17 protein-coding genes, 1 tRNA gene and 1 pseudogene are annotated in these 23,563 nt (G+C 31.8%); 7 read left to right on the forward strand and 12 right to left on the reverse strand.

Annotated elements, in window-relative coordinates; genetic code table 11:
• Nucleotides 1-20: 20 nt before the first annotated feature.
• Nucleotides 21-194 (forward strand): bacteriocin-like protein, encoded by a 174-nt coding sequence (locus tag BBI01_RS22590; RefSeq protein WP_123862185.1) that lies wholly within the window; start codon nucleotides 21-23, stop codon nucleotides 192-194.
• A 73-nt stretch (nucleotides 195-267) separates the two neighbouring features.
• Here BBI01_RS22590 and BBI01_RS19410 read toward each other — a convergent pair whose 3' ends face one another.
• Together BBI01_RS19410 and BBI01_RS19415 are read right to left on the reverse strand one after the other, a co-directional pair.
• Entirely contained in the window at nucleotides 268-2,796 is a 2,529-nt protein-coding gene (locus tag BBI01_RS19410; protein WP_228394043.1) for a DUF5686 family protein, read from the reverse strand.
• A 377-nt stretch (nucleotides 2,797-3,173) separates the two neighbouring features.
• Nucleotides 3,174-3,247, reverse strand: a tRNA-Asn gene (locus tag BBI01_RS19415).
• A 318-nt stretch (nucleotides 3,248-3,565) separates the two neighbouring features.
• Here BBI01_RS19415 and BBI01_RS19420 point away from each other — a divergent pair.
• From BBI01_RS19420 to BBI01_RS19435, 4 genes are read left to right on the forward strand one after another with little or no spacing between them, the layout of a single operon-like run.
• Nucleotides 3,566-5,185 carry a nucleotidyltransferase domain-containing protein gene (locus tag BBI01_RS19420; RefSeq protein WP_065396307.1) on the forward strand — a complete coding sequence of 540 codons (1,620 nt, stop codon included), beginning with the start codon at nucleotides 3,566-3,568 and terminating at the stop codon, nucleotides 5,183-5,185.
• Nucleotides 5,166-6,467, forward strand: coding sequence for an HlyD family secretion protein (locus BBI01_RS19425; RefSeq protein WP_065396308.1), 1,302 nt, complete (start codon nucleotides 5,166-5,168; stop codon nucleotides 6,465-6,467). The genes BBI01_RS19420 and BBI01_RS19425 overlap by 20 nt, the downstream gene beginning before the upstream one ends.
• Nucleotides 6,454-9,042 carry a lantibiotic dehydratase gene (locus BBI01_RS19430; protein WP_065396309.1) on the forward strand — a complete coding sequence of 863 codons (2,589 nt, stop codon included), beginning with the start codon at nucleotides 6,454-6,456 and terminating at the stop codon, nucleotides 9,040-9,042. The genes BBI01_RS19425 and BBI01_RS19430 overlap by 14 nt, the downstream gene beginning before the upstream one ends.
• On the forward strand, nucleotides 9,017-9,898 hold the full coding sequence (locus tag BBI01_RS19435) for a thiopeptide-type bacteriocin biosynthesis protein (RefSeq protein ID WP_065396310.1): 882 nt from the start codon (nucleotides 9,017-9,019) through the stop codon (nucleotides 9,896-9,898). Before BBI01_RS19430 ends, BBI01_RS19435 begins: the two co-directional genes overlap by 26 nt.
• A gap of 51 nt (nucleotides 9,899-9,949) precedes the next feature.
• Here the strand turns inward: BBI01_RS19435 and BBI01_RS19440 are convergent, their stop codons facing one another.
• The 10 genes and pseudogenes from BBI01_RS19440 to BBI01_RS19485 form a co-directional block, all read right to left on the reverse strand.
• The gene (locus tag BBI01_RS19440) at nucleotides 9,950-10,249 is read right to left on the reverse strand and encodes a pinensin family lanthipeptide (RefSeq protein WP_065396311.1); all 300 of its coding nucleotides are present in this window, start codon (nucleotides 10,247-10,249) and stop codon (nucleotides 9,950-9,952) included.
• A 57-nt stretch (nucleotides 10,250-10,306) separates the two neighbouring features.
• The gene (locus BBI01_RS19445; protein WP_065396312.1) at nucleotides 10,307-12,046 is read right to left on the reverse strand and encodes an erythromycin esterase family protein; all 1,740 of its coding nucleotides are present in this window, start codon (nucleotides 12,044-12,046) and stop codon (nucleotides 10,307-10,309) included.
• 362 nt (nucleotides 12,047-12,408) lie between these two features.
• Nucleotides 12,409-12,486 (reverse strand): annotated as a pseudogene (locus BBI01_RS23200) (pinensin family lanthipeptide); the annotation flags it as partial.
• A 96-nt stretch (nucleotides 12,487-12,582) separates the two neighbouring features.
• On the reverse strand, nucleotides 12,583-12,843 hold the full coding sequence (locus BBI01_RS19455) for a pinensin family lanthipeptide (protein WP_065396314.1): 261 nt from the start codon (nucleotides 12,841-12,843) through the stop codon (nucleotides 12,583-12,585).
• Nucleotides 12,844-12,891: 48 nt separating this feature from the next.
• Nucleotides 12,892-13,851, reverse strand: a complete 960-nt coding sequence (locus tag BBI01_RS19460; RefSeq protein ID WP_065396315.1) for an RNA ligase — start codon at nucleotides 13,849-13,851, stop codon at nucleotides 12,892-12,894.
• Nucleotides 13,848-14,255 carry an NUDIX domain-containing protein gene (locus tag BBI01_RS19465; RefSeq protein WP_065396316.1) on the reverse strand — a complete coding sequence of 136 codons (408 nt, stop codon included), beginning with the start codon at nucleotides 14,253-14,255 and terminating at the stop codon, nucleotides 13,848-13,850. The genes BBI01_RS19460 and BBI01_RS19465 overlap by 4 nt, the downstream gene beginning before the upstream one ends.
• Before the next feature lie 4 nt (nucleotides 14,256-14,259).
• The gene (locus BBI01_RS19470; protein ID WP_165602280.1) at nucleotides 14,260-16,314 is read right to left on the reverse strand and encodes a S41 family peptidase; all 2,055 of its coding nucleotides are present in this window, start codon (nucleotides 16,312-16,314) and stop codon (nucleotides 14,260-14,262) included.
• Nucleotides 16,315-16,488: 174 nt separating this feature from the next.
• Nucleotides 16,489-16,788, reverse strand: a complete 300-nt coding sequence (locus tag BBI01_RS19475) for a pinensin family lanthipeptide (RefSeq protein WP_065396318.1) — start codon at nucleotides 16,786-16,788, stop codon at nucleotides 16,489-16,491.
• A 253-nt stretch (nucleotides 16,789-17,041) separates the two neighbouring features.
• Nucleotides 17,042-19,228 carry a peptidase domain-containing ABC transporter gene (locus tag BBI01_RS19480; RefSeq protein ID WP_065396319.1) on the reverse strand — a complete coding sequence of 729 codons (2,187 nt, stop codon included), beginning with the start codon at nucleotides 19,226-19,228 and terminating at the stop codon, nucleotides 17,042-17,044.
• Complete coding sequence (locus BBI01_RS19485; protein WP_165602281.1) at nucleotides 19,215-21,056, reverse strand: lanthionine synthetase LanC family protein; 1,842 nt, start codon at nucleotides 21,054-21,056, stop codon at nucleotides 19,215-19,217. Before BBI01_RS19485 ends, BBI01_RS19480 begins: the two co-directional genes overlap by 14 nt.
• Nucleotides 21,057-21,069: 13 nt before the next feature.
• Here BBI01_RS19485 and BBI01_RS19490 point away from each other — a divergent pair, with 13 nt between their 5' ends.
• Together BBI01_RS19490 and BBI01_RS19495 are read left to right on the forward strand one after the other, a co-directional pair.
• Entirely contained in the window at nucleotides 21,070-22,212 is a 1,143-nt protein-coding gene (locus tag BBI01_RS19490; RefSeq protein ID WP_065396321.1) for a hypothetical protein, read from the forward strand.
• Nucleotides 22,212-23,546, forward strand: a complete 1,335-nt coding sequence (locus BBI01_RS19495; RefSeq protein ID WP_065396322.1) for a TolC family protein — start codon at nucleotides 22,212-22,214, stop codon at nucleotides 23,544-23,546. The genes BBI01_RS19490 and BBI01_RS19495 overlap by 1 nt, the downstream gene beginning before the upstream one ends.
• Nucleotides 23,547-23,563: the final 17 nt, after the last annotated feature.

The raw sequence follows: 23,563 nt of genomic DNA on the forward strand, positions 1-23,563 counted from the left end.
ATTAATCATTTTATATTACAATGAGAAAGCTTAAGAAAATTACAAAGAATGAGCTAAAGTCCATCAACGGAGGAAGTGATTATATGTGTCCTGATTTTTTGGCATCAACATGTGTCCAATGGTGTGGGCTTACACGCTGGCAGCAGGAGTATTGTCCAAATGCAATGGAAGAAATTGTTCCTTGCGCTTGTTGATCTGAGTTTGAATAAAATAATATAAAAATGGGGCGGCTTCGAAGAAGCCGCCCCATTTTTATATCTCTGTTTCTTAAAATCCTACCTGAATCCCTGCTTTTACTCCAAATTTTGAAATATCAGGTCTGTCAAGATAATTTCCTCGCCAGTTAAAGTCAACTCTGAACAGTCGAAGGTTACCTATACCAATATTCTCGATCCCAAATCCATATTCGTAATAAATATGTTCACTAGGAGCAGAATATTTAAACCCTTCCACATTGATCGCTTTAGAAGCATCGCTTAATGTTCCGTAAGCTGCTCTGATGAAAGCAACTTCTCTCAATTTTAATTTTTTAATCAAAGGAATATAAGAAAGAATCTTTCCATTAAAATGATGTTCCAGATGAAGAGTTGTATAAGCATCTGCAACAAATTCATAGTAATTAAGCTGAGAGAATGTATTCGGGGCTAATCCGTAAGAAAGGTTAGCCGGAATAATATTCTGTAATGCTAATGGAACGGTATTAAAGTTCTTTCCTGCCTCAAAATTAACAACGGTTTTTCCTATAGTTCCAATTAAGAATGGCTTCTCAAACATAAACTGTAGCTTGTCATAATTGAAATCTGCATTAAATAAGCCTTCAATACCTCTCGTATATCTTAAAACAATCGTTGGAGCAAGATTTCGAGCCTGGTATCTGTCGATTCCGGTTTGGGAAAATTTGGCTCCGGGTTTTGCTATGACACTAAAGGTAACATGAGAATCATTAACGGTCTTTCTTAGATTTCCGTTCTGATAATACATAAGGTTAAATTTCTCAGGAATAGCAGATTTTATACTTTGCATTACTCCGTCTACCCTGAATTGAATATTTTTCCAAGGCTCAATAGCCGCAAATACATTGGTTTGATTAACAGAACTTAGGGAAATATTCTCACCTCTTGCAAAGAATGTACTTGAAGATAAAGTACGTGATGCTACTCCGTCACCTGAAGTAAGCTGCCCTCCAAGCTGAACGATATCTCTGCTGGTTCCGGCTCCGATCATAAATCGGTTAAGTCTGTTGAACATATAACGTGCTTCAACACCATATTTTACTTGTTGATCTTTGAAGCCATAAGCTGTATAGAACTGAACTCTCCAAGGGTCATTCAATCCAAAATATGATCTTGCTCCGATTCTGATTCTGTCTCCTTCTACATCATTTCTTCCGTATATGGAAAAGATCGGACCTAAATCCACTCCTTTAAAGGCGTTATAATAACGAGAACCCAATGTTTCAAATAATTTTACAATTCGGTTGAATTTAGGGGTCTGCTGTAGCTGATCAAGCATATTATAAATCCCTTGCTCTGACTTTGATAAACTATCAGGTCTTGCTTTTGTCCAATAGGCTTCATCTTTATCTGTAAACTTGTCTTCATATTCCTCTTCCTTACGCTTAAATACATTGGGATCAAGAGGTTTATTGAACTCATAATTGGAATAATCAACTGATCTTTTGGCGATAATACTTTTAGATCCTTTTTTCTTTGAAAAAGGGCTCATTTCAAATTCTGTAACAAGCTTTTTTGGAAGGAACGTAGTGTCATCAGGATTGTCGTATTCTAATTGTGTATAAACACCGTTGACAAAGTTGACATTAATTTTTTGAGTAGATCTCAATGTAGCTCCCACTACTGCATAATTATCTGTATCTATATAAAGATTTCCCTGAAACGCCAGTACATCTTTTCTTTTAGGTTGGTATTTGATATGAAAAGCCTTTTCTCCACGAATAGAAATAGTATCTACCAAAGTGTAATCATAAGTTCCGAAACCATCCGCTCCTGCAGGGCTTTGGAATCCGATATCAAAGTAATTAAGAGTGTTATCATAAATATTGATATCTCTGTATAGATTTTTAGCAGAAACTGTGATTACCTGATTGTCCTGGAAGCCGGAAGTTTTCTGTGCGATTAATGTCCTCTTGCTGTCTGTGCTAGGTTTCTTTTTTCCATAGTTTTCATAAACAGCTTCATTTAGAAATATGGGAAGACCAAGTCTGCCACTTGCTGTAGAATCTGCATACGTGAAGATGAAATCCAGTTTATTAAAGATTTTTTTCTTCATGAACGTACTGTCTATATTGTTCAGATCGTACTCAATCTTTTCGTATTCTTTATACGAATAAGTGTCAAACTTTTCAAGTCCGTTATTTCTTTTCTGTGCCCATACTTTCTGCATGATGGCATAAGCAGGGTTTTCTTTTTTGTTTTTGTATTTTGTTTTTCCTCCTTTCAAAACAATCTCCTGTATGTCACTGACTTTTGCCTGAGAAAGCTGCACGAAAATATTTTCTGCATTTTCAGGAGTGATCTCCAGGGTTTCTGGAGTAAAGTTTTTTCTGGTGAACTTTAGTTTATGAATAATACTGTCCGATTGAATGCTGAAGCTTCCCGATGTTGTAGTAAGGGAAGGGGTTGTATTGTCATTGATAAAGATATCAACTTTGCTAAGTTCTTTGTTTTTGGAGTCAACAATTTTTCCGCTGGCTTTATTTTGAGCGTATACAATACTTGTAAAAGTCAGGAAAAATAATAAAAAATAGTGTTTTTTGGAGTTCTTGTTTAACATCATTCGTTTCTTCAGGCAATTAGCATAAACAAAAAGTATGCAGTTTTTTAAAAAATATATAAAAAAATAAAAAAAATATAGTTCTTTCTAAAACGGCAAATTTAGCGAAAATAGTACTAGGTTGACGGAAAAAATTATTAATGGTTCATTTGGTTTAAAATATATGGTGTCAGCCAATTAATATACTTTTAAAAAGTAGATATTTTTGGTTATTAATTTACCTGATTAAGCTTTTTTTCATAGAAATGTGAAATGAAGACTTTATAAGGATCTTTGTAAAAAAATGAATTATTTTAAAATGACGTGCTTAATAAATTTTTGAAAAATTACTATAGAAGTATATCAATAAAAAAAGACCTACATTTCTGTAAGTCTTTTTGCTCCTCCTGCTGGGCTCGAACCAGCGACCCTCTGATTAACAGTCAGATGCTCTAACCAACTGAGCTAAGGAGGAATGTCCTTTGTTTTAAGTGGTGCAAATATAATATGAATATCTGTACGACGCAAGTTTTTGTATTGTAATATTTAACAAAAAACGCTATCATTTTATTTTTCAATAAATTAAATTTATCTTGTTTAAATTGTCGAGTTAAATTTTGTGATGGAAAATAAGTGAATAATCTTTTTTGTGTAGTAAGTGGTAGCTAAAAGCTATTCAAAATAATGTTGAAATAAGTGAATTTTTATAATATTTTACTTCTAAGTGAATTAATGTATTTTGTTTTTTCAGTATTTTAGCCGTTTCTGTAGATGTAAAAAAATTATATAACCGATGATAAAAGAAACAATGGTTTTATCACTGGAGAATAAATACAAAGATTGTTCATTTATTCTTACAGGTAGCTATAAAACCGGAAACATGAAGCCAAATTCAGACATAGATATTATTGTGCTGTCACCAGATGTAGCAATTTCTCATAATGAAAAATTTTATATTGAGGAGATTAATAAATATATAGACTGTCTTGTCATTCCTAAAAACAGAATCACCGAAGAACTTGAAAAATCATACGCAAGTAAGTCCGGAGCTTTAATAAGGATGATCGCCAAAGGCGAACCCCTTTCAGGTGAAGATGATTCACTCACTTCAGTTTTCGAAACGTGCGATTTTTTGTATCATAAAGGAAAAGAATATGATATAGATGAACATGATATTAAGAATAAATGCATTAAAATTTCTAATGCCATTGATGATCTTGAAGATTGTGAGAACAGCATCGATAAGTTTACATTGTTTTCAAAGCTTTTTGATGAAGTAAGCCAATTATACTGTATTGCTAATAATAGATGGGAGAGTAATGGAAAGGCAAGACTTGCGGAATTGAAAATTATTGCACCTGATTTTGTAAAGGATTTTGATTATGTGATCAATGAATTATTCAGTGAGGAAGTAGCATCATCTGAAATTATTGAAATCTTAAAAAAGCACCTGAATGTTTTCCATAATTTCCAAAATCAGTACTCTACCAGAAAAGCATTTTTAGGTAATCAAAGGATGACCATAGAAATTCTAGATGCAAGCATTGCTGATTATAAGGGAATTATCAACCTTATTACCTATTATTTTAATAAAAAGTTTAAACTTTATATAAAAGCATTTTCATTTGAATATAAAGATACTCAGGCTAAATCTTTATTGAATATAGAATTGTATGATGATAAATCAGGGATAAGTAATGTAGAGATATTCAATGGTATTAAAGCGGATATTTTACATCCGTTAACAAGTTATATTACTCAAAATGTATCCTTTAAAGGAACCTTTGGAGGCGAGGCGCTTAATGGCAAGTTTGATCATTTCAAAGAAAGATTTTCATATGTATTAACTCAATATCTCAGAAAGAATAATCTGGATTATAAGAAAGAAGATGTTTTTGGTACAGGCTTTCTATTATCGTTGTATGTTTATAAATTAATCAATAATGATTTAAAGAAAAAATTCTCAAACTATGTATATCAGGATCTTCTTCCGTTATCTTTTGATGTACGTGCTTTGAAAAGTTATGAAGAACTTATTTTTGAAAAAGAAAAGGTTACTAATCATTTTAAATTAAAGTACGAGAGTAATCAGTCAAACTTTAATAACTTTATTAATGCATTTTTAAGCGATGATACTATTCAAACAGAGGAAATTTTAGATTCTTCTTCGTTATTGGCAGAACTGAAAGCAGATCTTAAAACAATTGTTTCTGATATTGAGAATAATGAAAAAGATTACTTTAAGTTTGAGTATGATATTTTGAATCTGGATTCCGTTGAAGATGCAAAACATCTGATCTCGTATAGAAAATTATTGGAATCGGTATTTAATATTCTGGGAATTCCATCTATAGACCGGGCATTTATCTTTTATATTCTAAATAATTATCACCATGCCTCAGGAACAGAATAATATAGAAATTTATAGTGAAGAGGTTCAGGACATTCTTGAGAACCGTCCCAACTGGATCATAAGAAATAGTATTCTTTCTATTTTTCTTATACTTGTTATCGTTATTTCTATCAGTTTTATTATCAAATATCCTGAATCGGCAGATATTCAAGGGCTTAAGATAGAGACCCAAACCCCGAGCTATCAGTTTGTTTCTCAAAATTCAGGTAATCTTAAACTGTTGGTAGAGAATGGCAAAAAGGTAAATGAAGGAGATTGGATTGCACTGATAGAAAAGAATATTAAGTATAATGATCTTGTAACCGCTTCTAAGTTTATAGAAAATACAGATGTACTTGTATCCCAGAATAACTTGGAGAAAATAAAGGTAAACACGGCTTTGAATCTGGGGGAGCTTGAGATTTATTACTCTAATTTTATCAAGAACCTGGATGAGTACAGAACATTTAAAAGTGTGGATCCAAGTGCTTCTAGGGTAGATGCTTATACTCAGGATTTGTCCAATAAAAAAAGTGCGCTTTCGTCTAAGGATAATGAGATTAATTCTGTAAAGGAAAACCTTTCTATTTTGCAAAAAAAGGTGCAAAACAATGAAGAGCTTTATAAGAAAGGATATATCTCAAAAACAGATATGGATAACATCCAGAGAGAGTATAATGAGCTTAAAAAGGTTTACCATAATCTTAGTTTTCAATATAAAACAGAAGAATCTGATATTGTACAGACTGCTTATAAATCTAAACAGACCATAGCAGATAATAAATTAAATGTAAGTGATCTGAAAAGAGAATGTATCAACAGCTTTTTGGTATTTAAGGAAGAGTTTTCAAAATGGAAGGAAAAAAATATTTTCATTGCTCCTTATACTGGTGAAGTAAACTTTTTTAATGTCTGGAATAGTAATAAGTTTACTACAGTGGGAGAGCACTTGATCTCTTTACGCCCACTTTCGCAGGATATGTTGGGGAATGGGCTCGTTTCCGGGAAGTTTTTGGGAAAAATAAAATCAGAACAAAAGGTAATTATCAAGCTGGACGGCTATGAAAGTACAGAATACGGCTTTGTTACCGGAAAGGTGAAAAGGGTTTCATCTTTTCCAAATAGTGAAGGCTTCTATAATGTAATTGTAGATCTTCCAAGTACTTTAAAGACCTCTTATGGAACCAATATTCCGTTTAGCCCTGAGCTAAGAGGAAAAGGAGAGGTCATTCTTAAAGATCAGACGCTCTTTGAACTCTTTATAAAGAATGTAAAAAAACTAATAGATAATGGAAATTCTTAACCACGGAATTGGAAGAATATGTAGTATAAACACAAACCTAGGAAATCAATTATTACACACTTCACCACCCTTCAATAATAACCTCTCTCATATACTAAAACTAAGTCTTGAGCTTGAAAATAAGAAAGAAGAAACCTTAGATAATCTTCATACACTCAATCTTTCTATTAAAGATAAAGATATTAATAATGGTATTCAGAATGTAAGACGTTCTATTTATAATGATAAAAGTATAAAACCAGGCGACTTAAAGAAAACAGCAGATTATTCAGATGCCTATGCGGGATATCTTGCTTTAAAAGAAATATACGAAAAGGAGTTAAGTCTTTTCAGATCTGAATTTGATACAGAAATCAAAGATAAAAGAGATGTCATCAAAGTATTGCTGGATAATCCTTTGCTACAGAACGGATTTCTTATCAGTAGTGATTCTCTTATATCTTCAATTGATAAATATGTTCCGGAAGTTACTGTAAATAAAAAAAACAGACAGAGGGAAATTGGCTATTTAAAATATTTAACAAGGTCGATATATAAACCGACTCCATTCAGCTCTCTTACACAACTGAATAGGGTTTCGTTTAAAAAACAGGATGCCATTATCGTATCCACTCCATCCTCAGAAGAGGTAACCAGTTTTATAAGGATTAATAATGCTATTTTTCAGATTCTACGCAATTATTTTGTGAGAATTGAAGAAATTTATGAATCATTAAGGATATCGCTTAATCCCTCTCTAGTTGTAGATAATGAGGAGGGAAAATGTAAAATTCTTATCAACAAGAATAATTTTGAATACTTTCATAGCTTTGATAATAATGGGGTTGTTAATTTTATTATAAATTTTTGCAATGAAAATCCGGATATTGTATATTCTGAACTGGTAAAAGTATGTATTGAAAATATTGCAGCTGACGAAGATTCCATTAAAAAATATGTAAAAAAGCTGTTCAATATAGGGTTAATAGAATTAGATTATTTTGCTTCAGGAACAGATATAGACTGGATTGAAAAACTTTTACAGGAATTTCCCAATATTGCAGATTCTGAACCCAAAACAGTTGTGATCCATCTGCTTATAGTCTTAAATGACTGTAAAAATCGTTATCAGGAAAATTTTGGAAATATTAATGAAAGAAAACAGATATTGGATGAGGCTTATCAAGCTTTAAAACAAAGTGTTTTTTTATTAAGACAGGCTTCACCTAAATCTGAAATGGATCAGGAAAAAGTTTCTGAAACATTTGAAGATTTTAAATTTTTATTCAAAAAGGAAAAAATATTTTTAGAAGATACATCTCTGAAAAATGATATTACTTTGAATAAAGACTTCTTTGAGGATAAGCTTAAGGACATGACTGATCTTGTTTTAATATCAGATAATTTTTCTAATGTAAAAAAAAGAAGAAATGAACTCTTTGCATTCTTTTCGAAAAACTATGACCAAAATGAGGTGAATCTTTTGAATTTCTATGAAGACTATTATAGATTTTTAAAAGAAAATTCTAATGAAAATCAAAATGCTTTAAATATGCTTACGCCAGCAGTAGATGGTAGTAAGATTATTGATAGTTTTGATTATTATTTTAATGATGAGAAGAAGGTGTTCATAGAGGCTAAACAAAAGATAAAAACGAACAAAAATCTTTCTTTATCTATGTTTTTCCAAGTTGCAGGGAATAATATTATTGTAAACAGTTCTGGTTGGGGATATGGAAGAATGTCCAGCAGATTTCTTTATATGTTTGACAAGGAGTTTTATGGGGATGTCGTTAAGCAAAATAATAAATTGGAGAAAGATGATCTTATTTATTCTGAAGTAAATGACTCCTCTTTCTTTAACGCAAATCTTCATCCACCACTATTCCCTTTTGAATGTATTATTCCGGGAGGTCATAAAAATGTAGATCAGAAGCACCAGATAAAAGTAAGTGATCTATTGGTGAGGAAAAATGAAGAAAATCAAGAATTGGAATTGTTCAGTCCTGTTTTTAACAAAAAAATATATGTACATGATTCCTGCTTTCAAGGAGTAAAAGGACGATCACAGCTATTTAATCTTTTGTTGAATTTTTCAGATAAAGTTACACCTTCTTATGGCTATTTAATAACAGAGCTTAATAAGAAATATAAAGTATTATTGAGTGAAACTGTTGAAATGTTTCCGAGAATGACATATTCTGAGAATTTTATTTTACAGAGACAGCACTGGATCATTAATGAAAAAGAAACAGCGGAATTGAATGGGTTCTGTGACAAAGATGATCATGAATTTTTAGTACATTTCGCAAAATGGGCGAAGAAATTTAATATTCCTTCTGAGTTTTTCATCATATTGAACATCAGTAGAAGTAAAGACAAAAACTTTGCACCGGATGATTATAAACCTCAGTATATTAATATTTACAATCCTGTTTTTATTTCTTTCATCAAGAAGCTATTAAGTAAGGCTAAAACAGTAAGAATAAGTGAAGTATTACCAAAAAGTGAGGATGCTGTTGAAATGAAAAAGGATAATAATTACATCAGTGAATTTTTAATACAATGGTATGATGGAGAATCTTACAGAAAATAAAGAGTGGATTTCTGTTCACATTTTTTATACTGCTCATAACAAATTTCTTATAGAAGCGTTGCCAGGATTTTTAGAAATTATTAAAAACCAGTTCCCGGTTCATAAGTATTTTTTTATCAGGTATTGGGAGGCAGGGCCGCATATACGTCTTAGATTATTAGTGAATACTAATGATAAGGAAAAAATAAAAAATGAAATCATTACATTTTTCAGTATTTATCTGGAAAAGAATCCTTCAGTAAGAAATATAGAAAAAGAACATTTTCTTCCTAATAATACGGTTCATTTTATAGAATATGAACCTGAAGTAGAGAGATATGGAGGGGGAGAAGGTATTTCTACTGCTGAAAGTCATTTTCAGGACTCCTCGGAAACAGTACTGAACCTGATGTCATCTATTAATCAAAATTGGAATCTTGGAGTAGCACAAGGAATTGCATTGCAGTTATCTTATATATTTCTAAAAAGTGTGGCACTTAATGATGATGAAATAAAAGAGATGCTATTTAAAATGGATAACAGCCATTGGAAAGAAAGAGCCAGAATAGTTTCAAAAACTGAAAATGTAGATATTCTCTTTGAAAAGCAGTATTTAAAAAATAAGGAAGCTATTTTAGAAAGGTTTAATGCTCTTGATGGTGTGTTAGATACTGATGAAGCTATAGATGATTCTCCGATATTTCACTGGCATCGTTACATAAAAGAAAAGGATATAGCTCTAAACAATTCATCTTTAACTAGAAAGAGACATATTATTTATATAAGTTATCTGCATATGCTAAATAATAGATTAGGGTTGTCAAATCATGATGAAGGTTACATTAGCTATGTACTCTACAATAGTTTTATAAATTAGTTATCGAACAAAAAAAGCACTCAAACGAGTGCTTTTTTAAATTTTCTATTATTAGTCTGTACATTGACCATCACAGCTTCCTTCTGTTTGATCTCCTACTGTATCTGTAGTTTCATAAGTTGGGCAATCACCACATGTAGCACCTCCTCCATATGTATAATCTGTATCCGGGCATGCTACAGGACCTGTATCTTCATCTGTTTCAGGAGTAGTATTGCAATATTCTCCTTCTGTATCGTCATCACTATAGGCGCCATTACCACCCTGTACTTTTACAAGTTTTGAGTTATCAATTTCAGTTAAAAAGCTTTCTAATTTTAAATCCTCTAATGTTAATTTTTTGTTTTCCATAAATCTGGTTATTTTTATCTATACTAAGCGAAAATAGTGATTTTTTTTAAATATTTTTTAATTAAGCTGCTTAAATATAACAGAATTTGACGATTTATTGATAAAAATCAGATAATCAAAATTCTTAGATATGTCTGTAGGATAAAATTCATTCAAATGATTTACCGCTCCTGTTCTTCTCAGGTCTAAATCTTCAATAATCCATTTGATTTTTTCATTATTATCTTCTTTTATTTTTTTTATATCTAATATGAAATAAGGTTCATTCAGGGAGTTAAGAAAATACTCATAACTACCAAGATATGCTTCCTGGGCATCGTATGTTGACAGGCCTTTGTCTCCTTTTGCGGTGTATCTTCCTGAATAAAAAGCGAATCCAAATGTTAAATAATCCTTACCAAGCTGTTCAGATAAGAAATATCCCATATTATTACGGGATTCATCTATATGTCCGTTGTGAGCCCAAAGGATCATTTTTGAATCAGGATTATTATTTTTAATCCATAAGACATTCTCTGCCATATATTTGTCTCTGCTTATACTATTCAAGTCAAGATACTGTTCTATGATTCTTATATTCTGTTTGATGAAAGCTAAATCTTTATTATTTCCTTTATTTTCAACATCCTTCTTAATTTCAGAAATAATAGAGTTTATAATGTCTCTGTCTTTTTGATCAATGTTTTGTTTCTTGTCATTTTGGAATTGATTTCTTATTTTTTCCAGTAATTTATTCAGTTCTTCAATCTTCTGTAGAGAAGCTGGGTTATTTTGAAATTGTTTTTTCAATTCGTTTATGGAAGCAGTAAAGCTTTGCATATCAAAACCAGAGAAATACACTTTTTTATCAGTAGATTGATTGTATTGCTTCATCCATTCTACCATATTCAGGATTTCATTGGTTTTCCATGTCCAGAAAATCATTCCGTTAAGATATTCTTTTGCAGAGCCTTTACCATCTATGATATAATTATTCATTTGATAAGATTCCGGCATTGCAGCTTCTATTGAAAAAAGATTAAAGCCTTCATTTGGTACCAGATATCTGATTATACGATCCTTCATCTTGAAAATTTCTGATGATCCGTGAGTGACTTCTCCCAGAGCAACGGTTTTGGAATTGCCGATCAGTTTTTTTAGAATTTTCAGATCATTATTATCTTTTGAGTCCGGATCATAGGTTTTTAGAGGATAAATATATTTTTTTAAGATATCAGCTTCTTCCAGGGTTAGTTTTTCTTTTTTTGAAATGTCTTCGATGGGTTTATTATTGGCAAATAATTTAAAATCATCAAACCAGGCAACTCCTTCTCCTTTAGAAATTCCTCCTATTATTATTTTTTCTGCATCTGGATTAACTTTTAGTGTAATGGATGCTTCTGTCCAATCTGTATTTCCAGTTATTCTCTTGCCGCTCATATTATCAAAAGCAAGAACCTTATTATTGGCATCATTTACCCTTACCCAAAGTCCGGCATTGCCATTCTGTGTAGACTGTACTTTAATTTTACCAACCAGACGGAGTTCCTTTCCTTTGAAAAGTTCGGTAGGGATTGAACAGAAAAAGCTTGCAAAATCAGTGTTTTTTGGTGAATTACTAGTAACTTTCAGACTTTTATTTCCAGAGATCTTTATTATATTATCAGTTTCATAAAGATAATTTTTACCATTGAGGTACCATTTTAGAGGAAGGTTTTCATCATTTACTTTTTCAAAATCCGAATTCAGAAATCTCTGTGCAGTTATTATATGAAAAAGGAAAAAGAAAATAAGTAATAAGTGTTTTTTTAAGAACATTTTTGTAAAATTTAAATCTTGTAAAAATAAAGAACAGTTTAATACGAAATTAAACTGTTCAGAAAAATTCAATTTAATGATTGTAAGTTACAATATGGATTAATCTGGTGATATCTGTGAAAATTATCCATATGGTCTTTACCTGATTAATTATACATAGTTTAACATTGTACTTCTCCAGACCCTCCATCACAGTCATTGCTGGTAAGAGAAGGGCAGTTGCCACCTCCTAATGTTTCGTCACATTCTGCGTAAGTACCTGCGCAATCAACATAAGTCATACAAGTTGCTGTTTCGCACGCCCCGTTTACTGTGTCGCAATCTTCAGAATTGTCTTCGTAGGCCCCGTTACCCCCTTGTACTTTTACTAATTTAGAATTGTCGATTTCAGTTAAAAAACTTTCTAGTTTTAGATCCTCTAGTGTTAATTTTGTGTTCATAATTTTTTTTAATTAATGTTTGTTTTATTGAAAATTTTCTAGGATATTTCTTATTTAAGAATGTATTGAGGTTTTATTTCTCAAACTACGGGCTCCCTATTGATCAGGACCTGGGCATCCGTCTCCTTCAGTACAGCCATCTGTCTCGTTACAAGTATTGCAGACCGGGTTATCTGATCCATCTGTGTCACCACATACACCCATTGTTTCCAAATCGTCGCAGTATATTCCACAAGAGTCTTCGGTTTCTCCTCCATAAGCCCCATTACCTCCCTGTACTTTTACCAATTTAGAATTGTCGATTTCAGTTAAAAAGCTCTCTAATTTAAGATCCTCTAATGTTAATTTTTTGTTCATAATTATTTATTTAATTTGTGTAAAATTTTCAATGGTTAATTGAGCCGACTAATATAAAAACTTTTCTTTAAAGTTTCCTATATCAGTGAAAAATTGATTTTGGAAAACTCTGTTTTTGATGATTCCAAACCGCTCTGTATCGTTGTTTGCTAAAGACTTTTCCTTTAAAAGTATGATATTATTCATTAATATTTCTAACCAGTGTGAATCAGAAGCTGAAAGTTTTTCTTCAAAACTATGGTCCGTTTTACTTAAAAAAACTTTTTCAAGAGCATAATTTCTTATCGTTTCAGCATAAAATTGATAACGAGCTCTATAATCCTTATTTTTAACCTTAATCCTGAAACCGTCATCATATTTTAATACAAAACCTTCCAAAATTTTTTCGGTTTTCATTTCATATAAATCCTGGAGTGAAAAACCTGGATTAACTTCAAATTTCTGAGGCAAACTGAAAACATATTTGTAATCATGAATACTAATCTCCTCTTGCGTTTCATTATTGATGACCCCAATGAGATAAAGATCTTCCAAATTCCCATAATCAATGACAACACGGTTTTCAGGAAGAATAATTTCAAATAGATAGGTGCAATTGCGATCAAGCAGGTAAAAAATTTTAGAATACTTTTTGTGTAGTACTTCTGTTGCTCTTATTGCCTGAAAAGAAGTGAAGCTTCCTCTTGTGCTGATATAAGGAATATCTTTGTACCAATACATAATGCCCAATGCACCATCCAGTTTTTCAAGAATCTCAACAGGTGGTTTTGAGGGAGTCAGTTCAGTAGGAAGCTGCTCAATTTCAAAAAACTTCCGAAAAGGGAGAGAAATTATTTTTCCTTTGGTATTAATAATCAATCCTCTGCTGTTTAAGGTTACTTCATTCCACACAGCTTCTTGAGAAGCTTTTTTTGTGTAATTTAGAATATGCAGTTCGGCATAAGGATGTTTAACAATAGAAATATATCCATTGTTGTAATTGTACTTAATATCTTCTAGACTAATCATAGGAAATAATGAAGGATAATAGCCTGCCTCCAGAAAATAAGGTTGATCGCTTCTTCTTTTGTATAAAAATTGGCTGATGCTACTTCGCTGTTCTGTAGTTTTAATGATGAAAGAACATCTTCTTTATTGCTACTGCTTACATCTACCAAAAAATAATGTAGTTTTTTGGTAACAACTTTATTATTAATATATGGAATTGTATTATAAGAGGATAATATGATATTTTTCTTTTCAAATTTTAACCCTACTTCTTCATAGGTTTCTCGTATGGCGGCATCCATATAATCCTCCCCGTTTTCCATTAAACCTTTTGGAATCGAAAAGTTTTTTCCTGAAATTCCTTTAGGCTTTATTAGTAGTATTTCGTTTTTATGTTTAATAACCAGTCCGCAAGATTCTACCATGATGTTATTTTTTTGTACGGAAAAATTCTAGTGCTTTTTCCATGTAAATATCTTTTCCACTTTTGATGTCGTCAGGTGTTTCATTTACCAGAATATCAGGAATTACGCCCACTGCATGAAATAAAGTTCCGTCAGGATTGGTAACCTTCATTCCTGTAAATGAAATCTGAAAACCGTTTAATAGATTAATGTCATTTCTATTTCCATTAGCTCCAGCCGTAGGCCTGCCAATTATAGTGGCTAATTTATAATGTTTTACTGTTTGCGAGAACATTTCTGCATTGCTTACACTTCTTTCATCTACCAGTAAAACAGTATTGATCTTTAATGGATTGTCTGAAATAAATTTTCTTAAACGATGCCCATTACAGGTTTCTTTATAGTATTTAAAGTCTGGTAAATAAATCTGCTTAGAACAAAGCCATTTTGTAGAGTCTGCAATAGGTAATAAATAATTTAACAGGCGATGTTTTTGATCAGTTCTTGGGTAGCCTCTTAAATCTATAATAAGATTTTTATATTTTCTGATATTGGAAACTTCGGCTTCCATTTCTTCTTCAGAAAGCTTATCCATGTTCACATAATAGGTTTCCTTATTTATTTCTTGTGCTTTTGTGACATCATCCCGTGTATAGAAGTCAACATTAGGAACAAATTCTATATTTCTGGTTAAAGCAATTGTTTTTCCTGCTTTAAGGTTCAAATTTAAATTACTATTGAGTGTTCCTCTTAATAAGGTAAGAGAAGAGTTCCATTCTCTAAAATGCTTTGATCCGGAAAGATAATGTTGAAGACTATCCATGTATTTTACAGTAGGAATACCATTAACAGCCGTAATTATATCTCCTTTCTGAATATCCTTAAGATCTGGTTTGACATTTTTTACAACTAATATATTATTTCTATATCTTACTGAAATCCCAGGAGCATATTTTCTTTTTTCCGAAAGTCCCTGATAAGAGACACTCATATGACCATCATTGAAATTGGAAAGAAAACGTGATAAAGTAAGGTAATTATCATACTCATTTGTATCGTCATAAGCATCTTTCAAAGCGGTTTCTAAAACGCTGTCCCAGTTTACTTTAACCACATCCTGATAAGGATAGAAGTGCTTAAATATATTCCAACAAATAATGACATTTGCAAAAGCTATATTTTTGTTAAAAGGTTGTTGCTTTAACGATGTTTGTATTCTCTTAAGTTGTTGCTGATCAGAAATGGGTAGCGTTGAGTTTTTATCGGAATAGACGACAGTAGGTATACTTAGGCTTATATTATTGGAAAGATCAAGTTTTACATATTTATCCCAGTTAATGTCATAGGTTTTGGTATCGTTGACAGTGGTATCTTTAAACCTGAATCCCGAATCATATCTCTCCAGTATGGTTTCTGTATTATTGGCTTTCCATTCTTCATTGGTAAACGGAGGAAGAGGTGAGGTAATCCATTCTTTTGTGTCATTTAGTAGCCAAAGTTTTACATTTCTAAATTCAGATCCCAGTTTGGATGAAAGTAACCCGAAATTGATCCTGTTAATGGAAAGATGATTGCTGATTAATAATTCTTTTTGTTGCCATTCTATTGATGTAATGGGCTCATACTGATGAGTTTGGAAAAGAGGTTTCTCATTACCTTCCGTATAAATATTAGCATATGCAAAACTTGCAGCGCTATTACTGCTTTTTGCTTCATAAGTAATCTTTATATCAGATTGAAAATGAATAGGTTTTATGTTAATATATACATAGCGAGATTCATTTTTGGAAGCCGTTTCCTTATTGAACCTTTTGCTGGTATAATCTTTTCTGACCTTTATATTATCTATGCCCAATCCGTTATGGATCCAAAATACTGGATGTAAAGAAGGAGTTGTATTCCAATTGTAAAGAGTTGTGGTAAAAGTTACGGAAGGAGCTACAGGTTGGAATAAATTTTTTAATTCTGCTTCAAATTCTTTTTGATTTTTTGATTGAGATATTTTTTCTACCCCATAGGATGCAAAGTAATTCCAATCAATAGAAGCCGCTTCATCACTAGGATGAAAGTATCTGATCACTCCATATGTTTTTGCAAAGTCTTTTAGCTTTTGTAATTCAAAAATTGTCTGGGCATTTAACGTAAAAAAAAATAAGGTAAATATGAATATTCTGATCTTGTGATACATAGGTGGTTATAGTGAGGATTTGGAGAATGAAAATAGCCAATCAGGATTGGCTATTTAAACTTTTGATTAACAATCAACCATGCTTTCCTGTTCTGGGCAACACTCGGAAACACCTGTAGGTTCTTCTCCCGTAGTACAATCTAGCCCACAAGTTTCAGCACTAGGTAATTCATCTGTACAGCAGTCAGAACCTTCTGTAGGATGGGTTTCCATCTCAGTTTCACAACTATCCACACAGCTGTCTTCGGTAACGTCGCTACCATATGCTCCGTTTCCTCCCTGAACTTTTATCAGTTTAGAATTATCAATTTCTGTTAAGAAGCTTTCTAATTTTAGGTCCTCTAGTGTTAGTTTTTTGTTTTCCATGTTTATTTTTAAAGGTTGTTTTTATTAATTTTTTTAATATTCAGTTGATTATGCCCTATGCTGTTGAATTTATAGTTTAATTAAACTGTATTATAATTTTCATCGAATCACAAGGTGGTAGTATCTAGTTTAGAATCCTTTTCCTGAATTGAGGGTTTCAGTTGAAATCTGATTTTTATGAAAGCTTTTTTGGCTAAGATTTCTTAAGGTATTTTTTCCCACTGTGTTGATTTGTCGCAAAAATATAAAATTCTTATGATAGTTGTTTTTTTACCAATGAAAAATATTTCCCGTTTTTGGTAATAAGTTCTTCATGGGTTCCTTGTTCCACAATTTTCCCATCATCAATAACGATAATGTTGTCAGCATTTCTTACAGTACTTAACCTGTGTGCTACAATAATTGTAGTTTTATCTTTTAAAAATTCCTGCATATGATCCATAATTTGTGATTCATTTTCAGAATCCAAAGCATTAGTTGCCTCATCCAGAAATACGAAATTTGGATTTTTATAAAATACGCGAGCTATTAAAACTCTTTGTTTTTGTCCCTGGCTTAGACCATGCCCACCTTTTCCTATTCTTGTATTATAACCAAACGGAAGCACATCAATGAACCCTTGAATATTTGCCATTTTTGCAGCCCATACCAATCTGTCTTTATCAATCATTGTATCTCCAAGACTGATGTTTTTTGCTATAGTATCTGAGAAAATAAAACTATCCTGTAAAACAGCACCACAGTTTTCATTCCACCATTGAGGGTTGATATTATTAAAGTTAACACCTCCCAGTGAAATCAGTCCTTTTTCAGGTAAATAGAATTTTAAAAGAAGTTTTAAGATGGTTGTTTTCCCGGAGCCACTTTCTCCTACAATAGCGGTAAGTTTTCCTTCGGGAACCTTCAGACTAATATCCTTTAGAACCAGATCATCTTCATTCTTGGAATAAGAAAATGAAAGATCTTTTAAAATGATATCCTTACTATCTGGCATAATAGTGATATAATTTTCATTGGTTTCTGCCACATTATTTTTAGAATAGATTTCATTTAATCGTCTGAAACTCAGTTCTGCCATCTGATATGATCTGATGAAAGAAACAAAATCTGTAATAGGAGCATTTGCCTGTGCAATAATAAATTGAATGGCAAACATAGTTCCTAAACTGATTTCCCCATCAATTACTGACTTTGCAGCTAGAAAGGAAATTAAGATATTCTTGATCTGGTTTATAAATAAAGATCCGGATTGTTGGGTTTGATTGGCATAAAGCATTTTCTTTTTCTGCTCAAACATGGATGCCTGAAGCTTTTCCCAATCCCATCTTTTAATTTTCTCACTGTTAGAAAGTTTAATTTCCTGTACTCCATCGAAAAGCTGTACCAGAGAACTCGTATTCCTGGAATTTAAATCAAATATTTTTATATCCAATTTCTTACGAATGTTTTGGAAAAAGAAAACCCACAAAACATAGAGAATACTTCCGATAAGAAATACAGAAAATATTACTTTATTATAATAAAAAATGATTCCACCGAATAATAAGAGATTAATCATGGAAAAGAAAATACTCAGGAATGTACCTGTTAAGAAACTTTCAATCCTGGAATTGTCATTGATTCTCTGAAGAAGATCTCCCACGGATCTACTGTCAAAGAACATGAGTGGAAGATCCAATACTCTGATCAGGAAGTCTGAAACAATGGAAATATTAATCTTAGTTCCGATATGCAGAAATATCCAGCTCCTTACATATCCGGCAAAAGCATTTCCGATGTTAAGTAAAATTTGGGCAATAAGGATGAGGTATACCAATTCAATATTGCTTCCGTTGATTCCTTTGTCTACCATAGCCTGAGATAGGAAAGGCAGAATCAGCTGAATAATTGTGCCCACCATTAAGCCCAGAAAGATCTGAAGTAAAAGCCCTTTATGGGGTCTTAAATATTGCAGAAAATAAATAAATGAATCAAAAGAGGTGATTTCACGTTTCTTCTTATTGATATTATCGCTGTAGAAAGATGGGGAAGGTTCCATAAGCAAGACATTCCCTTCGTCTTTAAACTCCTTTAATGTCCATCCATCAAGGAATTCTTTATGGGTATATTTTATTTTACCTATTGCAGGATCAGCAACATAAACATGTTTATCTGTTTTTTTATAAACTACAATAAAGTGATTGCTTTTCCAGTGGGCTATAAAAGGAAAAATAAGTTTTTCAATACTATCAAAAGGCACTCTTGCACTTAGTGTCCTTAATCCGATATTCTCTGCTGCACGACTCAGCCCGTATAATGTTACCCCTTGGTTGGATATGGCACTTTTATCCCTGAAATATTCTACAGAATAGATTGCACCGTAATGTTTTGCAATCATTTTTAAACAGGTAGGACCACAATCCATTTGGTCCAGCTGTTTATAGAATTTAAATTTTTTCATATTTGATTTCTAAAGCTCTGTTTTTTAGTAAGTAAAAAACATTGCTAATAACGTTTTCTTGTATTAGTTTTTTATTGTCCGGAGATCCATCAATAATCTCATAAAAATGATTGATTATGTCTTCTAAAGGCGTATTCTCATTACCTTTCAGATAATCAATAATGTAGGTTTGAACCTTGGACAGGGAAATGAACATGTTCTCGTAATCAGGAGTAATTGCATATTCATATTGCCCGATATTGTTTTTATTATTTAAAGACCATTTTTCATTAGTCATAGGGTTCCAATCCCATCGGGTTTGAACAAATTGGACCTTGTTACCAATATTTACCTGTATTTCACTTAAATTATTGTTTTTTATGTTCGATTTGAAAAAATTGAAATCCGTCTTATTCTTGAAAAACTCATAAGAATGGCTTTCAATGTCAAGTTCTACTTGTTTTATTGTTTGCTCGAACAAAAATACATCATTAATGATCTCATCTTCCAGTTTGGCTACTTTTTTTCTTAGATTTTCAGTTTGAATATCCTCTTTTTCTAAAACTAAGTCCGGATATTTCTCGTGAATCAACGAAAAAGTTTTTGGAAATGAAGCTTCTGCAATACTATTATATATCTGTTGATTATATATTTCTAAGAATGTTTTCGGAGAAACTTTTGGATATAGAATATTGATTGTATCCTCAGTAGCAAGGTCTGTTAAATGCTTATAAGCTTTAAGAAGAAAATAGAATGTCCCCAATTCTCCCATGAATAATCCATATTCATCAGAATCAGAGTCGTTATAACCATTAATAAATGATTTATGTTTGTCATGATAAGCAATCAGAGCATGGCATTTGTCTTCAAGGTGCTTTCTGTAAAATTTAGGATTTATTGATTCGTTCTCAATAAGACATAACAGATTTCCTGTACCGCTATGGCATAAAGAATGGTTTTTGGATGTTTCAATAGAAAGAAGAATTTCATTAATAATATCAGAAGATACATTTTCTCTTACCCCAATAATTCCTGGTGCACCATGACACCACGCAAACATGTGTTTACTTTCCAGAAAGAAGCTTAGATTACCATTCCTTGCATTTTCGTCAAACTGGGTACTGTCTTCAGGTTTATAAGGAAACTTTCTGAAATCAAGCCAGTTTTTAATAGCTGGTTCATAATACTCGTCTTCATATCTTAAGGCAGACTCAAAGATTTCTTTAAAGGCTGTATTTCCAGTAAGTTTATAAAGTTCGTTGAATACAAAACCTATTCCGGATGCTCCATGAGAGAAACCTGTAAGTCCTTTGTTGATCCTTGCTGTGAGATCCCAATAAATATTTCCGTTTTTGGATTTATAAGACTTGTTGATGATATAATCTATATAAAAATTAATATCATCTAATATCCATTGTTCTTGATATCCTCGAGAATAAATATGTAAAAGACCTAATAAAATACCGGAAACACCATTTAGTAAATCAATAATTGGACGCTCAATAAGACTGAAATGGATTTTACTTTTTTTGGAGATCTCAAAGCAGTGATTTAAATATTTCTCCTCTCCTGTGTGAATAAATACCTGTAAAAATGAATAGGCAACTCCCATATTTCCTGTAAAAAAAGAGTAAGATGCGTGTTCATTAAGGTCTTCATAGATTATGTCTGCAACTTTCTGTATTTCAATTAATAGAGTTTCGTCATTCGTAATGCTATATAGTTCTAATAAATAGATGATAATTCCTGATTTTCCAGTATATATTGAATTATTTTTCGTTTTTAATAGATTATTGATTACAAAATGGCGGTTTTCCAAATTGAATTTAAGTAATATATTTGCATCCATAACGGACAAAAATATGAAAATGATTAGATTTGATAAGAATCTTTTAGATAAATATGTGAAATATTCCTCCATTAGTGTTGAGAAACATCCAACAGAGGAATTGTATCTATATGGTTATCATTCAGGATTGGAAAAATCCAATGTAATTTGGGATGATAACAATATCCATTGCCGGGGACTTATTATCAATGGAGAAGGTGAAGTTTTAGCAAGACCATTTCCGAAATTCTTCACTTATAGAAGATATATTGATGATGAAACTTTACTTTTAAGTGAAGGGCAGAATTTTAAAATTCCTGAAACAGGCTTTAAGATTTTTGAAAAAGTAGATGGAACCATGACTACCTTATATTGGGTAGATGATAAACCTTTTTTGGCAACGCAGAGATCATTTGAAAATGTTAATGCAAAAGAAGCTACAAAAATCCTTTACGAAAAATATTCACACACATTCTCTAAGTTGAAAAGAGATAGAACGTATGTTTTTGAAGCGATTTTTCCGGAAACTAACGTTCTTATTGATTACGGAACTTCCCGCGATCTTTATATGATCGGTGTTCTGGATAATGAGACCGGAGATAATCTTCCTCTTGAAGATTTAGGATTTCCGGTTGCCAAGGATTATACCGAAATGTATAAAGACGTAAAGAACTTTGAAGCTCTTCAAAATCTTAATCTTCCTAACCAGGAAGGTTTTGTTCTTGTATTTGAATCAGGAGAGAGAATTAAACTTAAATTTCCTTGGTATAAAGAAGCCCATAAGATCATGGCTGAAATTATTCAGAAAGAGAAACAGCTTTATCTTATGAACAGACAGCTTTCACAAAAATTGGGGCTAAAAAATTCTTATATCACTAATCTTTTAATCTGGGACCATTTAAGAAAAGGGTTAACTGTTGAGAATATTCATGAAAATACTCCTGAAACTTTTTTTGCGGTTGGAGTAGAGCAGTGGATTATCAATACAAAGATTGACCTTCAGAACGAATTCAATAATGCTAAAAACTCCAATCCGAACCTATCTCAAGATGAGCTTTGGCAAATGGTGAAACCTGAAAAATTGACATTTTTCAATTATGACAAAAAGCTATCTGAAACAGAATACTCTACCAATATGTGGAAGAGAATTAACAGATTAAAAAAAGTATACAGGTAATGAGAAAAAAGCTTTTTCTGGTATTTATTTTTATAGGCTTTTATTCTTTTTCCCAAACCAGAACACTTTCGCTATCTGAATGTTATAGCGTAGCAAAAAATAATAACCTGATTATTAAAAACGGAATTAAAGATTCCCTGATAAGTGCCGTGAATGTACGCAAAGCGAAAGACAGGTTTCTTCCTGCTGCAACATTTAGTGGTGCAAATAGTTATGATCTGGGGACAGCTATCAATCCATCATCCAATATCAGGGAGAATAGAAACAGAAATTCTATCACAGGAAATTTTAATTTTAACTGGACCGTTTTTAATGGTTTCAAAAGAAAACTTGATGTTGATGTACAGAAGCTGAATCAAGATGTTGTTCAGGAAGCGAATAAAAGAACTTTACGGGATATTTACTTACAGATCCTTGAAGTATATACAGATCTTTTAATTGCTGATGAACAAATAAAGGTTCAGGAAAACAATGCTAAGATTAATAATACCATTATTGATATTGTAAAGTACAGAATAGAGAAAGGAGACGAAATCAAAATCAATTTAAAAAATCTTGAAGCGAGAAAACTGAAAACAGATATAGATATCCGAAAGTACAGAAATGAAAAGGAATTGCTTTATTATAACCTGAAAAGTTTATTAAATATTGGTGATAACTTTGAGATTCAAAACATTGATATTGATGTGGATGCGGAAGTAATGAAAGAGGTGGAGACTAATCTTGATAATATCTTATCTTTTCCTGAAATCAGAATCATCAATCTGGCATTAGAAAAAGAACAGAGAAATCAAAAGATGTTACAAAACAGTTATATGCCTAAAATATCATTAGGTTATAATTTTAATAGTTTTTACTCCCATATTTTGGGTGAGACAGATGTTTTAACATCAGGAGGAAGAGTAATAGATGATAATTATACTTTTTTTGAACAATTAAAGAACAATAAAAACCATTATTTGGCACTCAATGTTTCTGTTCCTATATTTTCTCAATTCCAAAACAAAAGAGATCGAGAGATTTCAAAAATAGAAGTGGAAAAGCTAAATAATGATCTACTGAGAAAAAAGGATGAAATTACCAATACAGTCAACCGTTTTAAAAGAGATCTTGAAACCAGCTATCAGGAGCTTGATTATGAGAAAAACTATATGAATGTTCTTGTTGAATTGTTAGATATCAATAAAGAAAAGTACAAATTAGGAATTATTCCTTTATATGAGCTGGAAAGATTCTCCAATGAATACGAAAACGAAAAAGTAAACTTTTTACAGACAAAAATCAAAACATTTTATCTGTATAACTATTTGAAAGTTTATTTCGTGCCAAATTAAAACTTTTAAAAGTAATA

The sequence above is a fragment of the Chryseobacterium artocarpi genome, from assembly GCF_001684975.1.
Taxonomy (GTDB): domain Bacteria; phylum Bacteroidota; class Bacteroidia; order Flavobacteriales; family Weeksellaceae; genus Chryseobacterium; species Chryseobacterium artocarpi.

Coding starts and splice junctions, on each gene's coding strand:
- BBI01_RS22590 (WP_123862185.1), top strand. CDS start 21: ATGAGAAAGCTTAAGAAAATTACAAAGAATGAGCTAAAGTCCATCAAC.
- BBI01_RS19410 (WP_228394043.1), bottom strand. CDS start 2,796: ATGATGTTAAACAAGAACTCCAAAAAACACTATTTTTTATTATTTTTC.
- BBI01_RS19420 (WP_065396307.1), top strand. CDS start 3,566: ATGATAAAAGAAACAATGGTTTTATCACTGGAGAATAAATACAAAGAT.
- BBI01_RS19425 (WP_065396308.1), top strand. CDS start 5,166: ATGCCTCAGGAACAGAATAATATAGAAATTTATAGTGAAGAGGTTCAG.
- BBI01_RS19430 (WP_065396309.1), top strand. CDS start 6,454: ATGGAAATTCTTAACCACGGAATTGGAAGAATATGTAGTATAAACACA.
- BBI01_RS19435 (WP_065396310.1), top strand. CDS start 9,017: ATGATGGAGAATCTTACAGAAAATAAAGAGTGGATTTCTGTTCACATT.
- BBI01_RS19440 (WP_065396311.1), bottom strand. CDS start 10,249: ATGGAAAACAAAAAATTAACATTAGAGGATTTAAAATTAGAAAGCTTT.
- BBI01_RS19445 (WP_065396312.1), bottom strand. CDS start 12,046: ATGTTCTTAAAAAAACACTTATTACTTATTTTCTTTTTCCTTTTTCAT.
- BBI01_RS19455 (WP_065396314.1), bottom strand. CDS start 12,843: ATGAACAAAAAATTAACATTAGAGGATCTTAAATTAGAGAGCTTTTTA.
- BBI01_RS19460 (WP_065396315.1), bottom strand. CDS start 13,851: ATGATTAGTCTAGAAGATATTAAGTACAATTACAACAATGGATATATT.
- BBI01_RS19465 (WP_065396316.1), bottom strand. CDS start 14,255: ATGGTAGAATCTTGCGGACTGGTTATTAAACATAAAAACGAAATACTA.
- BBI01_RS19475 (WP_065396318.1), bottom strand. CDS start 16,788: ATGGAAAACAAAAAACTAACACTAGAGGACCTAAAATTAGAAAGCTTC.
- BBI01_RS19480 (WP_065396319.1), bottom strand. CDS start 19,228: ATGAAAAAATTTAAATTCTATAAACAGCTGGACCAAATGGATTGTGGT.
- BBI01_RS19485 (WP_165602281.1), bottom strand. CDS start 21,056: ATGGATGCAAATATATTACTTAAATTCAATTTGGAAAACCGCCATTTT.
- BBI01_RS19490 (WP_065396321.1), top strand. CDS start 21,070: ATGAAAATGATTAGATTTGATAAGAATCTTTTAGATAAATATGTGAAA.
- BBI01_RS19495 (WP_065396322.1), top strand. CDS start 22,212: ATGAGAAAAAAGCTTTTTCTGGTATTTATTTTTATAGGCTTTTATTCT.